We start from the raw sequence: 13,325 nt of genomic DNA on the forward strand, positions 1-13,325 counted from the left end.
GGTCCGCTCATGGCCAGGATCCCGATGGCCGACGTCGTCGTACTGCTCCCCGGTATCAGCGGGAGCGTGCTGACCAGGAACGGCAAGGACGTGTGGGCGCCCTCAGCCTCGGCGGTGCTGGGCGCGCTGGCGAGCCTGGGCGGCTCGCTGGAGTCCCTGGAGCTCGGTGCGGACGACTGGCTCGTGGACGATCTCGGCGACGGCGTCACCGCCGACCGTCTGGTGCCCGATCTGCACACCCTGCCCGGACTGTGGAAGATCGACGGCTACACGGCGATCGAGAAGTTCCTCCTGGCACGGTTCGACCTGCAGAAGGGCCGGAACTACTTCCCGTTCCCGTACGACTGGCGGCGCGACAACCGGGCCGCCGCCCGCAGGCTCGCCGAGCAGAGCGCCACCTGGCTGCGGGACTGGCGTGCGGCGAGCGGCAACTCCGCGGCCCAGCTCGTCCTGATCGGGCACTCGATGGGCGGGCTCGTCTCGCGCTACTTCGTCGAGGTGCTGGGCGGCTGGAAGGACACCCGGGCCATCGTGACCTTCGGGACCCCCTACTACGGCTCGCTCAACGCCGTCGAGTTCCTCTGCAACGGCTTCCACAAGCGGATCGGCCCGTTCGAGAAGGACCTCACACAGCTCCTGCGCTCCTTCACCGGCCTGCACCAGCTCGTACCCGTCTACAAGTGCGTGTACGGGCCGGACGGCGAGGCGGCCACCCCGGCCAAGGCCGGGCTGCCCGGCTGGCAACCGCAGTGGAGCAGCCACCTCACCGACTTCTTCGAGGAGATGGAGAGGGCCGCCACCGAGAACCGGCAGGAATCCGCCTGGGAGTCCAACCAGGTGGTCTACCACCCCATCGTCGGCATGGACCAGCCCACCCGGCAGTCGGCCCGGCTCACCGACCACAAGGTCGAGACGCTGCTGCTCCGCGGGGACGCCGACGAGGGGGGCGACGGCACCGTGCCCAAGCTCTCCGCCGCCCTCTCGGGCACCGAGGACGCCCGCACCTTCGTCCCGCAGAAGCACGGGAGCCTGCAGACCCAGGACTCGATGCTCGACCACCTCGGCGGCATCCTCCAGTCCCTGCACGACGTACGCATCGACGACCTGCGCGCCGCCGTGACCTCCTGGTTCAGCTACCTCGGTGACGACCTCTACCTCGCCGACGAACCCGTCCTGTGCGAGGTCGGTGCCATCAGCGCGCTGAGCGAGAGCGAACTGCCCGAAGTGCCGGCGCGACTCTCGGTGACCGACCGGGCCACCGGCCGGGCGGCGGTCACCCGCGACCTCACGGTCGCGCGGCGGCGGCAGCGGGTCGACATCGGCCTGCTGCCCGCCGGCACGTACGACCTGCTGATCAGCGCCGGAGCCGACACGGCCCCGCTGTCCGACGTCTTCGTCGTCGCCGGACCGGACGGCACGGACGCTGTGGGCGGGACACCCGTGACGGAGGTCTGAGAGCCTCCGCTCCGCAGGAGACCCGGCCGGGCGGGAATCGTGACAACGATTACATTCATCCCCAAATCGAGCGCTCAGCAGGGATCATTATTTCCCGTAATTGTCGTATATGGCTGCCATTGCGGCCCGCGCCGCCTGAGGGACCGGTCGGCGCCACGGGAGAGATATGGGACGCGTGCGCAGCTGGACGGTCAACCGACGGATCGCTCTGCCGGTGGCAGCGGCAGGAGCCGTCGTCCTCGGACTGGGCGGCCTCTACGGAACCGCCCTCGCGGTCGGAGGCGACATCGACCAGGGCACCCGGGTCCTGGGGGTGGACCTCGGCGGCATGAGCCGGGCCGAGGCGCGCCAGGCGCTGACCCGCGAGCTCGGGCCCGCCGCCGCGGCGCCGATCACGGTGAAGATCGGCGACCGGGTGGAGAAGACCGATCCCGCCGCGCTGGGGCTCTCCCTCGACACCGACGCGACCGTCGACCGCGCCGCCCGGAACGGAGCCGGTCCGGTCGCCGTCGTCGGCAGCCTCTTCGCCTCGGGCAGGCACGACGTGGCGCCCGTGATCAGCATGAACGAACAGACCGCCCGGGCCGCGGTGGACCGCCTCGGTGCGACCGCCGAGCAGCACGTCCGCGACGGGGCGATCGCGTTCGAGCGGGGCACGGCGAAGGCCGTCACCCCGCTCCCCGGTGTCTCCCTCGTCGAGGACAAGGCCCTCGACACCCTCCGCGACGCCTACCTGCGGCCGGCCACCGGCCCCCTCGTCCTGCCGGTCACGCGCACCGAGCCGCGCGTCGGCGCAGAGGAGACCGGAAGGGCCATGCGGCAGTTCGCCGAGCCCGCGATGTCCGGTCCCGTCACGCTCACCGTCGCCGGCCGGCACATGTCCATAACCCCCGCCGCCCTCGGCGAGCACCTGAAGATGCGGGCCGACGGACAGGGCCGCCTCGTGCCCGCCCTCGACTCCAAGAGCCTGCTCAAGGACCCCGCCGTCGCGCCCACGATCGACGCCGTCACCCGCACGCCGCGCAACGCCGCGCCGGGCCTCGCCGCCGACGGCCGCGTGGTGATCGCCGACCAGGGCCGTACGGGACGACAGGTCACCCAGGAGGCGCTCGGCCGGGCCGTGCTGCCGCTGCTGACCCGCTCGGGTGCGGCCCGCAGTGGCGAGGTCGCCACCGTCGCGGTCCAGCCGGAGCTCACCGCCGACGAAGCCCGGCGGCTCGGCATCAAGGAGAAGGTCTCCTCCTTCACCGTGGAATTCCCGGCCGCCCCGTACCGCACCACCAACATCGGCCGCGCCGTGGAGCTCATCAACGGCTCCGTCGTCATGCCGGGGCAGGAGTGGAGCTTCAACCGCACGGTCGGTGAGCGCACCCCCGAGAACGGTTTCGTCGACGGGATCATGATCAACGACGGCCAGTACGTGAAATCGCCCGGCGGCGGTGTTTCGGCGGTCGCCACCACCATGTACAACGCCGCGTTCTTCGCGGGCGTCAAGCCCGTCGAGCACGGCGCGCACTCCTTCTACATCGAGCGCTACCCCGAGGGCCGGGAAGCCACCGTCGCCTGGGGCACCCTCGACCTGCGCTGGATCAACGACTCCGGCCACCCGCTGTACATCCAGGCCCGGTCCACCGACACCTCGCTGACGATCTCCCTCCTCGGGACGAAGAAGTACGACGAGATACGTGCGACCAAGGGGCCGCGCACCAACATCACGCCGCCCGGGAAGCGCACCGGCAGCGGCGAGACCTGTGAGGTCCAGACGCCTCTGGAGGGCTTCGACGTCACCGTCGGCCGGACCTTCGTCCAGGGCGGCAAGGAAGTCAAGCACGAGGACTTCAAGACCCACTACACGCCGCGCGACGAGGTCACCTGCACCCCGGAGGGCCAGCCGGACGCCTCTCCGGGAGCCACCCCGGGAGCCACGCCGGGTGCCACCCCCGAGGCCCCGGGGCCCTCGCAGACCCCGTCCTCCGCCGCCGCGAACGGCGTCCAGGCTGCGGCCCCGCGCCACGCCGGCTGATGTCACCGAGGGACCAGGTGTGACAATCCGGGCGCTCACCGTGCATGTCGGGGGCCGTGGGCGCCCGGAAGTGCTACAACTGGGTTCGTGACCATTCCTCGCCACCCGTGCCGGGCACGTCGGTGCGGTCACCTCTAGGCAACCGGAACAAGAGCGTCGCCGGACAGGTATTCGTCCTCCAGGTGGCGATCGTGGTGTTGCTCGCGGCCGGGGCCCTGCTGGCCCTGGTCCTCCAGTCGAGGCACGACACCGAACGCGAGGCACGCAACCGGTCGGTGTCCGTGGCCCAGACCTTCGCCCACTCCCTGGGCCTCCAGGACACCCTCAAGACGTCCGACCCGTCCAAGACGCTCCAGCCCCTCGCCGAGACCACGCGCAAGGCCGCCGGGGTGGACTTCATCGTGGTGATGGACACCAACGGCATCCGGTACAGCCACCCCCAGCCGGACCGCATCGGAAAACGCTTCGTCGGCACCATCGAGCCCTCGCTCAAGGGCCAGGTCCACACCGAGAGCGTGGACGGCCCGCTCGGCAAGGAGATCCAGGCGATCGTGCCGGTCACCGGGCCCGACGGCAAGGTCAACGCGCTGGTCTCGGCAGGCCTCACCGTCAAGAACGTCACCGGCGTCGTCGACCGCCAGCTCCCGGTCATCCTCCTGGCCATCGCCACCGGCCTCGCCCTGGCCACCGTCGGGACCGCGCTCATCAGCAGACGCCTGCGCCGCCAGACCCACGGGCTCGGCACGCAGGAGATGACCCGCATGTACGAGCACCACGACGCGGTGCTCCACGCCGTCCGCGAAGGGGTCCTGATCACCGACGGCGAAGGCCGCCTCCTGCTGGCGAACGACGAGGCGAAACGCCTGCTCGGGCTGCCGGAGGACGCCGACGGACGCCACATCGCCGACGTACCGGGCCTGGACCGCCGGATGGCGGACCTGCTGCTCTCCGGCCGCGAGGCCACCGACGAGGTCCTGGAGAGCGGGGACCGGCTGCTGGTGGTCAACCAGCGGCCCACCCACCCCCGAGGCCGGCCGGAAGGCGCCGCCATCACCATCCGCGACTCCACCGAGATGCAGGTCCTGACCAGCCGGGCCGAGACGGCCCGCAGACGGCTCAAACTGCTGTACGACGCGGGCGGCGACATCGGTACCAGCCTCGACGTGGTGCGGACGGCCGAGGAGCTCGCCGCCGTGGCCGTCCCCCGTTTCGCGGACTTCGTCACCGTCGACCTGGCGGACCAGGTCATCGACGGCGAGGAGCCCCGCGCGGGCTCCGACATGCGGCGCACCGCGGTCAGCGGCATCCGCTCCGACCACCCCCTCTACCCCGTCGGCCGGCTGATCGACTTCCTGCCCTCCACCCCCCAGGCGCGCGGCTACGGCACCGGCAGGGCCGAGCTGGTGCCCCAGCTGGCCGACGCGCCGGGCTGGAAGGCCCAGGACCCGCCCCGCGCCGAGGCCATCGTGGACTACGGCATCCACTCGCTCATCGCGGCCCCGCTCATGGCCCGGGGCGTCGTACTCGGCGTGGTCAACTTCTGGCGGTCGGAGAAGCAGGAGCCCTTCGACGAGGACGAGCTGTCCCTGGCCGAGGAACTCGTCGCCCGCGCGGCGGTCAGCATGGACAACGCCCGCCGCTACACCCGGGAACACGCCCTCGCCGTGACCCTCCAGCGCAGCCTGCTGCCGCGCGCCCTGCCCGAGCAGAGCGCCATGGACGTGGCGCACTTCTACCTGCCCGCGCAGTCCGGGGTCGGCGGGGACTGGTTCGACGTGATCCCGCTGGCGGGCTGCCGCGTCGCGCTGGTCGTCGGAGACGTCGTCGGGCACGGCCTGCACGCCGCCGCCACCATGGGGCGCCTGCGGACGGCCGTGCACAACTTCTCCTCCCTCGACCTGCCGCCCGACGAGATCCTGGCCCGCCTGGACGACCTCGTACAGCGCATCGACCACGACGGGGAAGGCGACGACGTGAACGGCGGCGTACTGGGCGCGACCTGCCTGTACGCCGTCTACGACCCCGTGTCCCAGCGCTGCACGATGGCGCGGGCCGGCCACCTGCCACCCCTGGTGGTCGCCCCCGACGGCACGACCGAGATCGTGGAGCTGCCGGCCGGACCCCCGCTGGGACTGGGCGGCATGCCCTTCGAGACGGCGGAGCTGGAGCTAGCGGAAGGCAGCCAGCTCGTCCTCTACACGGACGGGCTGATCGAGGAGCGGACCCGGGACATCAGCGAGGGGCTGGAACTGCTGCGTGCGGCCCTCAGCCACCCCGACCGGGACCCGCACGAGAGCTGCCGGGCCGTGCTCGACATGCTGCTGCCGCCCCGGCCCACCGACGACGTGGCCCTGCTCATCGCCCGGACCCGGACGCTCGGCCCTGACCGGGTCGCCCAGTGGGAGGTACCGTTCCAGCCGAGCGCGGTGGGCGCCATGCGCAACGCCGCGGCGAAAAAACTCGACGAGTGGGGCCTGACGGACCTCGGCTTCGCCACGGAACTCATCCTCAGCGAGCTGATCACCAACGCCCTGCGGCACGGCAGCGGGCCCGTACGGGTACGCCTGCTCCACGACCACAACCTGACCTGCGAGGTGTGGGACGGCAGCAGTACCGCCCCCCACCTGCGCTACGCCGCCACCACCGACGAGGGCGGACGCGGCCTGTTCCTGGTCGCGCAGCTCAGCGAGCACTGGGGCACCCGGTACACGCCCGAGGGCAAGGTCATCTGGGCGGAGCTGGCCCTGCCCGGCGCCGCGGGCGGCACCGAGGCCGCCCTCGTGGCCTTCCTGGACGTGGACCCGATCTGACGGGCCTGACCCAGACCTCGCGGGTCAGACGGCCGGCCGAAGGGCCTTCAGTGCCGTCTCAAGGGCCTGGTCCGCCGGGACCCGGACATCGGGAACGACTCCGACGCCCTCCCAGTTGCCGCCCGTGACGGTGTTGATCGTGCGCGCCGTCGGCACCGTCACGAGCACGTGCTCGGCGACCGCGTGCCGGGCCGTCGGATGGGCGCCGCCCCGGGTCGTGGCACCGGCCAGAACCGCCCGCCCCTGCGCCTGGAGGGTGTACGCCACGTCCTCGCCGCCGGAGAAGGTGAACTCGCTCGTGAGGACGTGGACCGGCCGGTCCAGATAACGCGGAGCGGGAAGGTGCCCGACCGTCCAGTACTGGCGGGTCGTGTCCGAGGTCCGGTCGTAGATGTCGTTCAGGTGCACCTGGTCGTCGGGGAAGAAGTAGCTGCACCACATCGCGGCCCCCTCCGGAGCCCCGCCGCGGCAGCCGCGAAGGTCCAGCACGAGGGCGGAGCTCTGCGCGACCAGCTGCATGGCCGCGCCGATCGCGCTCGCGCCCTCGATGGCGCTCGCGATCCACCGGACCTCGATGAGCCCGATGTTCCCCTCCAGCCGCTCGACGCGCTGGATCCCCTGGTTCTCCGCCCGGAGCAGGGCCAGGAACGCGGCCTCCCCGCCGTCCTCGTCCACCGGGTCCAGCGACTGCGGCTCGTCCGTCCACAGCAGGCGCAGGTGCTTGTCCGGGCAGACCTCCTGGAGGTCGGCGGTCACCGCCTCGCAGAGCGCAGGGCCGTCCAGGCCCTCGTACGCACCCGCCGCGAGACGGCCTCGTATCGCGGCCTCGATGACAACGGCCTTTTCGGGGAACACGTAGCCCGCACCGATCCGGTCCAGAGCACGTTCGACGATCTCTTCGTTCATAGGCATGAGGCGTCATGCTAGAGCGCCAACACCCCGGTGACCAGAGGGTTTCGCCTCAGTCGGCGTGCGGTTCGGGCGCCGGGACCGGGCCGCCGGCGGGTTCCGCGAGCATGTCGTCGACGATCTGCATCCGCGTCTGCGGCAGTCGCTCCGCGATCGCCTCCACCATCATCGCGACCCCCTGCGGGTCGGCCCCCGAACAGCGTTCCCGTGCCTCCTCGTCGGGCCAGCGGGCGTACGCCACCCACGTACCGTCGTCCGCCCGGTGCAGCCGGGACCCGTAGCTGCCGCACCCCGCGTGGATGGCGGCCGTCACCCGGTGCCAGCCGTCGGTGAACTGCTGCTCCATGCCCGGCCGGAGCCGCCACCGGTAGATCACGGCGAACACGACTGGATTCCTCCCGAATCAGGATGTGGATCTTCATGGTCACCCTAAAGGCTGTCCCGTGGAGCCCGCCGGGCAGGCGGAAAACAAACCCGGGGATCTTCGGCTACGGCCTCGCTACCATCGTCCGGTGCACCCCGAACCGCGCCCCTGGACCCCCTATCCGAAGATCCCCGCGAACACCCGGCTGGGAGAGGCCCGCGGGCGGAACTGGGTCGCCCACGAGAAGATCCACGGCGCCAACTTCGCCGTCGTGTGCGACGCGTCGGGCGCGCACCCCGCCAAGCGGCGCGAACTGCTCGCGGACGGCGGGCTGGACGACTTCTTCGGCGTCGGCCGGATCTGGCCCGCGCTGGCGGTCGCCGCGACCCGCTGTGCGCAGAGCCTGCGCGAGGACAGTGGAGCCCCGGCCTCCGCGGTCGTCACCGTCTACGGCGAACTCGCCGGCGGCCGCTACCCCCACCCCGACGTACCCGCCACGCCGGGGGCCGAGCCCGTCCAGACCGGCGTCTGGTACGCGCCCGAGCTCCTCTGGCTCCCCTTCGACGCCACCGTCACCGACGACGACGGCCCGCGCTGGGCCGGGGACCGGGCGCTGCGCGCGGCGGCCACCGAGGCGGGGCTGCTCTGCGTCCCGCTGCTCGCCGAAGGCCCGCTCGGGCGCCTCCAGGAACTGCCGGCGGTCTTCCCCACCCGGCTGCCCGGGCTCCTGGGCCTGCCCGCGCTGCCCGACAACCTCGCCGAGGGCCTCGTCGTCAAGCCCGCCGACGGATCCCGCGAACCCGGCCGGCCCATGGCCAAGTTCAAGCAGCCCGCCTTCGCCGAGGACGAGCGGTTCGACGGCTCGCGCCCCTACCAGGCGCCGGCCGAAGGCGCGGCAGGAGTACCCGGCTGGCTGCTCGCCCACGGCACCGGCCTGCTCACCCCGGCCCGGGCCGCGTCGGCCGTGAGCAAGCTGGGCCCCCGCACCCCGCCGGCGGACCTGGCCACCGAGATCGCCCGGGACGCCACCGAGGAGGTGGCGCAGGCGCTGGGCGGCCTGGACGGGACCACGTACCGCGCACTGGAGGAATGCCTGCACGCCGGAGCCCTGACCCTGGCCCGCTTCGACGCCGCCGACCGCCGTGCCTGACACCACCGGCGCGGGGGCGGGCCGCCGGATTCCCCCGGCGCCAATGGCACTGTGCATACTGCTGCCATGAAGTCCCCGCCCGGCGCGCGCATCCACCTGATGATCACCTTCGTCCTGGTGACCTGCGGTGCGGTCGCCGGAGGCTGCCTCGGCCTGCTCCTGTCCGGCCGGCTGATGGCCGTGGTCTTCGCGGCCGTGGCCGGACTCGGCGCCGGGCTGGGCTCGTTCTTCTCCCGCCGGCAGGTCCTCGCCCTCTTCGAGCCCGGCCACGAGGCCGTCCCGGCCGACGGCTACGCCGAGGGGCTCGCCGACGCCGCGCTCGTCTGCATCGCGACCTACCAGGCCGCCGTCTTTCCGCTCACCACCGACGGGGTGAGCGAGGCCGAACGGGAGGCCCGCCGCACGATGGCCTATCGCATCTCCGCCTACGAGGGCCTGCCGTACCCGGTACGCACGTCGGCGGCCGCCGCCCTCGAAGCCATCGACCATGGTGCGGATCGCCAGCGGGCGGAGACCGCGATGAAGGCGCTCTGCCTCACCATCTACGACAACCGCCGCGGCCGCTGACCCCGGCACGCACCGCGAACGTCCGGTGCGTTCACCTCATTGTGTGATCGGCTGGTCGGCAACGGTTGGGCCTCGGTCCGGCCGCCGGCAGTGGCCTGATGCGGATCATGGCGTTGTCCGGTTATGGAAACTGACGGGATGCTGTTCGCTCGGGCGCCGCTCGACGGTGTCGTCTGGCTCGACACACTGGTCCACGATCCGGCCTGCCGGTCGTGTCCGCGTCTGCGGGGGCCGGGAGAGCAATCGGAGGAGGCAGACGCCGACGCCGAGGCCGATCCCGACGGGATCCCGGTGCTGTCGGGCCGGGCCCGGAACTGGATGGTGGCCGCGTCCGCGGTCACCGTCGTCTCGGCCGTCCTGACCGTCGTGGCGAACTGACGGCCTGCCCGGCCGGCTCCGCGGTACCCGGGTCCGCGCGCGCTCATCCGCCCTGGTGGAGGGCGAGCGTCCAGGTCCGGTGGCTGTGCTTGCCGGGCCGGTCGGGGTGCTGTTCGGTGATGGTCACGGTGATCTCGTCGCCGGTGCGGTGGAGCGCGCCGTGGTGACGCCAGGCTTCCCCGGGGTCGATGGCCTGCAGCTCGGCGAGGACCGTGTCCTCCAGGCGGCGTCCGACGGCGCGCAGCACTCCGGCGTCGAGCACCAGGAGGGTGCCGTCCGCGAGGACGAGCGGCTCCGGGGCCTGCGGGTCGGTGAGCGACGGTCCCCGTTCGACGGCGCCACCGGGCAGCAGCCGGACCACCCGGCTGCCGGTGGGGATGGTGCGGTCGGTCTCGACGACGCGGATCCCGGTCCCGACGACGTAGTGGCCGTAGCTGCGCCAGGAGTCGTACAGGGTGCCGTCGCGGTCGTACGCCCAGGTGTCGAAGGCGTCGTAGCCCTCCAGGCCGAGTACGAACCGGCCCCCGCCCAGGGCCGCGCCGCGCGCGCCGCGCAGCTCGGCGATCCGGCTGCCGTCCGCCAGGTCGAGCAGCACGGCCGGGCCGAGGTTGCCCCAGGGCGTGTACGCGAGGGAGTCCGTCGTGACCAGGACCCGGCCGCCGGACACGTGGGCGGCGTTGGGGATGCCGGAACAGAGCGCGGTCCAGCGGGTGCGGCCGCAGTCGTCGACGCAGCTGATCTTCCCGGCGGTGCCGTGGATCCGCAGATCCTGCCGCCGGGCGAGCGGCCGGCCCGCGGGACGCGACGGACCGCCCGGCGGCAGACCGGCCTTGCGCCCCCGCGCCCGCACCGTGACCCGCCACGCGCCGGCCCGGCCGTTCTCCTCCGATATCCCCATGGAGCCCGATGCTAAGGGCTGCGCGGACCGGACCCGCCCCCCCCGCAACCGTGGTCGATCCGACGACACACCGTCACCAAGCTGTGAAGCTTCTGCGGGACGCTGGTGCTCCCAGCACGGCCCAGCCCGGCGCGTTCCGCGCATTCCCCAGGGGGGACCACCATCATGAGCACCGTACGCAAGGCCGCCATCGCCCTCGCCGCCGTATCCGCACTGGCCCTGACGGCCTGTGGACCCACCGAGGACGGCGCGGCGGGCGGGTCCGGGACGCCGAGCGCGAGCCCGACCGCGAGCGCCGGCGGGAGCGCGAGCGCCGGCCCGAGCGCGACGCCGTCGAAGTCCGCGGCGCCGAAGAAGACCGCGACCCCGTCGAAGCCGCCGAAGTCGGGCGGGGCCGACCCCGACTTCGACGTGTTCCCGTGCAGCACGTTCGACGTGACCTTCACCGCGACCCTGGCCGAGCCCACGACCAGCAGCTACCTGCTGAAGATCACCAACAAGGGCACCAAGGCGTGCAGGGCGCTCGGGCACCCGATCGTCACCTTCGGCGACCTGGACGGCCAGGCCACGGAGCGGGGCGCGGCCCCCGGCATCGAGGACGCACTCCGGCTGGAACCGGGCCAGTCGGCCTACGCCGGGCTCATGGGCGGCGCCAAAGACGGCAAGGGCAAGACCGTCAACTCGATCGCGCTGACCATGAACACCGAGTCCGACCTGAAGCAGACACCGCTGAAGGCGTCGACGCCCGGCCTGTACGTCTCCCCCGACAAGAACTCCGTGACCGCCTGGATGAACAACGCGGAGGACGCGCTGAGCCTGTAGGCCGTCCCCGGGTCCGGGGTGACGGTTCCGGCACGTCCGCGTTCATCCGGTCGGCCGAGCAGCGCAGGCCGGTCGCGCCCTGCCGGGTCAGGCTGTGGACAAGGACCGTCACCACCGCACAGACGAGGACCGAGCCCATGTCCCACAGCCGACGTATCAGCACCATCGTGGGCGTCGCAGCACTGCTGCTGACGGCCAGCGCCTGCTCGGGCCTGGGCCGGAGCACCGTCGGCATGCTGACCTTCCGCGGACACGACTCGCCGGTCGAGCTGAGCTACTCCAACACGCTGGTCGTCGGCTGCCACAAGATCGGCATCCCGAAGGGGGCCACGCACGTCGAGAACAACACCCTCGTCGACATCGTCCTGTACCGGACGCCGGACTGCCAGAAGACCGACAAGGCCGACGGGATCTACGTGGCCACCACCCTCTCGAACGTCACGGCCCCCGTGAGCCTGCCCTGGCGCAGCTTCAGCGTCATCCACTGACCTCGCGCCCTCCCGCCCCCCGGCCCGCCGCTTGCGGGCGGGCCGGGCCTGCCCCATAGTCCGAGGTATGGACGAGCGCGAGGCGGCGCTCCGACAGGCGCACGGTCATGCCGTCCGCTGGCTGGCCAGTCTGTCCGACCGCCCGGTTCCCGCACGTGCCTCGGTCGACGAGATCGTGGGCGCGCTCGGCCCCGAACTGCCCGACGCGCCGAGCACACCCGCCGATGTCGTCGACCTGCTGGCCACGGCCTGCGAGCCGGGGCTCACCGCCTTCCCCAGCGGCCGTTTCTACGGGTTCGTGATCGGCGGCACCGAGCCGGCCGCGCTCGCGGCGGACTGGCTGGTCAGCGCCTGGGACCAGAACTGCGTGATGCACGCGGTCACGCCCGCCTATTCGGCGGTGGAGGAGATCGCCGGCGACTGGCTGCTCGACCTGCTCGGCCTCCCGCCCGACAGCGCCGTCGGCTTCGCGACGGGCGCCACCATGGCGAACTTCACCTGCCTCGGCGCCGGGCGCGACGCGGTGCTGCGGCGCACCGGCTGGAACGTGGCCCAGGACGGGCTCGCCGGCGGGCCGCCCGTACGCGTGGTCGCGGGCCGGGACCGCCACATGGCCATCGACCTGGCCCTGCGCTACCTCGGGCTCGGCCGGCCCGAGCTCGTCGACGCGGACGAGCAAGGACGCATCGACCCCGAGGCCCTGCGCCGCACCCTGGCGGGCCGCGGTCCCGGCCCCACCCTCGTGGTCCTCCAGGCCGGCGACATCCACTCCGGCGCCTTCGACCCCTTCGTGGAGGCGGTCCGTGCCGCCCGTGAGGCCGACGCGTGGGTGCACGTGGACGGCGCCTTCGGCCTGTGGGCGGCCGCCTCCCCGGCCTACGCACACCTCACCGACGGCTGCGCACAGGCGGATTCCTGGGCCACGGACGCCCACAAGACCCTGAACGTCCCCTACGACTGCGGCCTCGCCATCGTCCGCGACCCCTCCGCCCTCCGGTCGGCGATGGGCCAGCGGGGCGACTACCTCATCCAGCACGAACAGGGCGACCCCGTCGACAAGGTCCCCGAACTCTCCCGCCGCGGACGCGCCTTCACCGTATGGGCCGCCCTCAGATCCCTCGGCCGCCAGGGCGTGAACGACCTCGTCGACCGGCTGTGCCGGCACGCGCGGGCCTTCGCCACCGGCATCGCCGCCATCGACGGCGCGACCGTCCTCAACGACGTGGTCTTCACCCAGGTCTGCGCCGACTTCGGCGGCGACGAACGCACCGACCGGGTACTGGCCCGCCTCCTCGACGAGGGCGAGGCCTGGATCAGCGGTTCCACCTGGCACGGCCGCCGCATCATGCGCATCTCGGTGAGCAACTGGTCGACGACCGACGAGGACGTCGCACGCACCCTGGACGCGATCCGCCGCGCATCCGAGGGCACATGAGGAAGCGTCAAGGCCCCTCGCCGCCA

12 protein-coding genes are annotated in these 13,325 nt (G+C 72.5%); 9 read left to right on the forward strand and 3 right to left on the reverse strand.

What is annotated here, in order from left to right; all coding sequences use genetic code 11:
* Positions 1–9 precede the first annotated feature (9 nt).
* The 3 genes from ACFY0D_RS23500 to ACFY0D_RS23510 all read left to right on the forward strand — a co-directional run bounded on the left by ACFY0D_RS23500 (position 10) and on the right by ACFY0D_RS23510 (position 6,288).
* On the forward strand, positions 10–1,455 hold the full coding sequence (locus ACFY0D_RS23500; RefSeq protein WP_390800019.1) for a hypothetical protein: 1,446 nt from the start codon (positions 10–12) through the stop codon (positions 1,453–1,455).
* A 214-nt stretch (positions 1,456–1,669) separates the two neighbouring features.
* Positions 1,670–3,478, forward strand: a complete 1,809-nt coding sequence (locus tag ACFY0D_RS23505) for a VanW family protein (RefSeq protein WP_390800020.1) — start codon at positions 1,670–1,672, stop codon at positions 3,476–3,478.
* Positions 3,479–3,660: 182 nt separating this feature from the next.
* On the forward strand, positions 3,661–6,288 hold the full coding sequence (locus ACFY0D_RS23510) for a SpoIIE family protein phosphatase (RefSeq protein WP_390800084.1): 2,628 nt from the start codon (positions 3,661–3,663) through the stop codon (positions 6,286–6,288).
* Between the two features lie 24 nt (positions 6,289–6,312).
* On the opposite strand, the gene ACFY0D_RS23515 is transcribed toward ACFY0D_RS23510, so the two are convergent.
* Both ACFY0D_RS23515 and ACFY0D_RS23520 read right to left on the reverse strand, forming a co-directional pair.
* Positions 6,313–7,200 carry a S41 family peptidase gene (locus ACFY0D_RS23515; protein ID WP_390800021.1) on the reverse strand — a complete coding sequence of 296 codons (888 nt, stop codon included), beginning with the start codon at positions 7,198–7,200 and terminating at the stop codon, positions 6,313–6,315.
* Between the two features lie 49 nt (positions 7,201–7,249).
* On the reverse strand, positions 7,250–7,582 hold the full coding sequence (locus tag ACFY0D_RS23520) for a putative quinol monooxygenase (protein ID WP_390800022.1): 333 nt from the start codon (positions 7,580–7,582) through the stop codon (positions 7,250–7,252).
* A gap of 127 nt (positions 7,583–7,709) precedes the next feature.
* Here ACFY0D_RS23520 and ACFY0D_RS23525 point away from each other — a divergent pair, with 127 nt between their 5' ends.
* The 3 genes from ACFY0D_RS23525 to ACFY0D_RS23535 all read left to right on the forward strand — a co-directional run bounded on the left by ACFY0D_RS23525 (position 7,710) and on the right by ACFY0D_RS23535 (position 9,656).
* Complete coding sequence (locus tag ACFY0D_RS23525) at positions 7,710–8,711, forward strand: RNA ligase family protein (RefSeq protein ID WP_390800023.1); 1,002 nt, start codon at positions 7,710–7,712, stop codon at positions 8,709–8,711.
* Positions 8,712–8,777: 66 nt separating this feature from the next.
* Positions 8,778–9,278 carry a hypothetical protein gene (locus ACFY0D_RS23530; RefSeq protein WP_390800024.1) on the forward strand — a complete coding sequence of 167 codons (501 nt, stop codon included), beginning with the start codon at positions 8,778–8,780 and terminating at the stop codon, positions 9,276–9,278.
* A 138-nt stretch (positions 9,279–9,416) separates the two neighbouring features.
* Complete coding sequence (locus ACFY0D_RS23535) at positions 9,417–9,656, forward strand: hypothetical protein (protein WP_390800025.1); 240 nt, start codon at positions 9,417–9,419, stop codon at positions 9,654–9,656.
* A 43-nt stretch (positions 9,657–9,699) separates the two neighbouring features.
* On the opposite strand, the gene ACFY0D_RS23540 is transcribed toward ACFY0D_RS23535, so the two are convergent.
* Entirely contained in the window at positions 9,700–10,554 is an 855-nt protein-coding gene (locus ACFY0D_RS23540) for a hypothetical protein (protein ID WP_390800026.1), read from the reverse strand.
* Between the two features lie 165 nt (positions 10,555–10,719).
* On the opposite strand from ACFY0D_RS23540, the gene ACFY0D_RS23545 reads away from it, so the two are divergent.
* The 3 genes from ACFY0D_RS23545 to ACFY0D_RS23555 all read left to right on the forward strand — a co-directional run bounded on the left by ACFY0D_RS23545 (position 10,720) and on the right by ACFY0D_RS23555 (position 13,299).
* Positions 10,720–11,376: a DUF4232 domain-containing protein gene (locus ACFY0D_RS23545; protein WP_390800027.1), complete on the forward strand. Its 657-nt coding sequence runs from the start codon at positions 10,720–10,722 to the stop codon at positions 11,374–11,376.
* 137 nt (positions 11,377–11,513) lie between these two features.
* Positions 11,514–11,864: a hypothetical protein gene (locus ACFY0D_RS23550; RefSeq protein WP_202197609.1), complete on the forward strand. Its 351-nt coding sequence runs from the start codon at positions 11,514–11,516 to the stop codon at positions 11,862–11,864.
* A 67-nt stretch (positions 11,865–11,931) separates the two neighbouring features.
* Positions 11,932–13,299 carry a pyridoxal phosphate-dependent decarboxylase family protein gene (locus tag ACFY0D_RS23555; protein ID WP_390800028.1) on the forward strand — a complete coding sequence of 456 codons (1,368 nt, stop codon included), beginning with the start codon at positions 11,932–11,934 and terminating at the stop codon, positions 13,297–13,299.
* Positions 13,300–13,325: the final 26 nt, after the last annotated feature.

It is taken from the genome of Streptomyces sp. NPDC001502, assembly GCF_042894785.1.
GTDB lineage: Bacteria > Actinomycetota > Actinomycetes > Streptomycetales > Streptomycetaceae > Streptomyces > Streptomyces kutzneri.

Excerpts from the sequence above, each read along its gene's own strand:
- ACFY0D_RS23545 (WP_390800027.1), top strand. The coding sequence starts at position 10,720 with ATGAGCACCGTACGCAAGGCCGCCATCGCCCTCGCCGCCGTATCCGCA.
- ACFY0D_RS23500 (WP_390800019.1), top strand. The coding sequence starts at position 10 with ATGGCCAGGATCCCGATGGCCGACGTCGTCGTACTGCTCCCCGGTATC.
- ACFY0D_RS23515 (WP_390800021.1), bottom strand. The coding sequence starts at position 7,200 with ATGCCTATGAACGAAGAGATCGTCGAACGTGCTCTGGACCGGATCGGT.
- ACFY0D_RS23535 (WP_390800025.1), top strand. The coding sequence starts at position 9,417 with ATGCTGTTCGCTCGGGCGCCGCTCGACGGTGTCGTCTGGCTCGACACA.
- ACFY0D_RS23540 (WP_390800026.1), bottom strand. The coding sequence starts at position 10,554 with ATGGGGATATCGGAGGAGAACGGCCGGGCCGGCGCGTGGCGGGTCACG.
- ACFY0D_RS23530 (WP_390800024.1), top strand. The coding sequence starts at position 8,778 with ATGAAGTCCCCGCCCGGCGCGCGCATCCACCTGATGATCACCTTCGTC.
- ACFY0D_RS23550 (WP_202197609.1), top strand. The coding sequence starts at position 11,514 with ATGTCCCACAGCCGACGTATCAGCACCATCGTGGGCGTCGCAGCACTG.
- ACFY0D_RS23555 (WP_390800028.1), top strand. The coding sequence starts at position 11,932 with ATGGACGAGCGCGAGGCGGCGCTCCGACAGGCGCACGGTCATGCCGTC.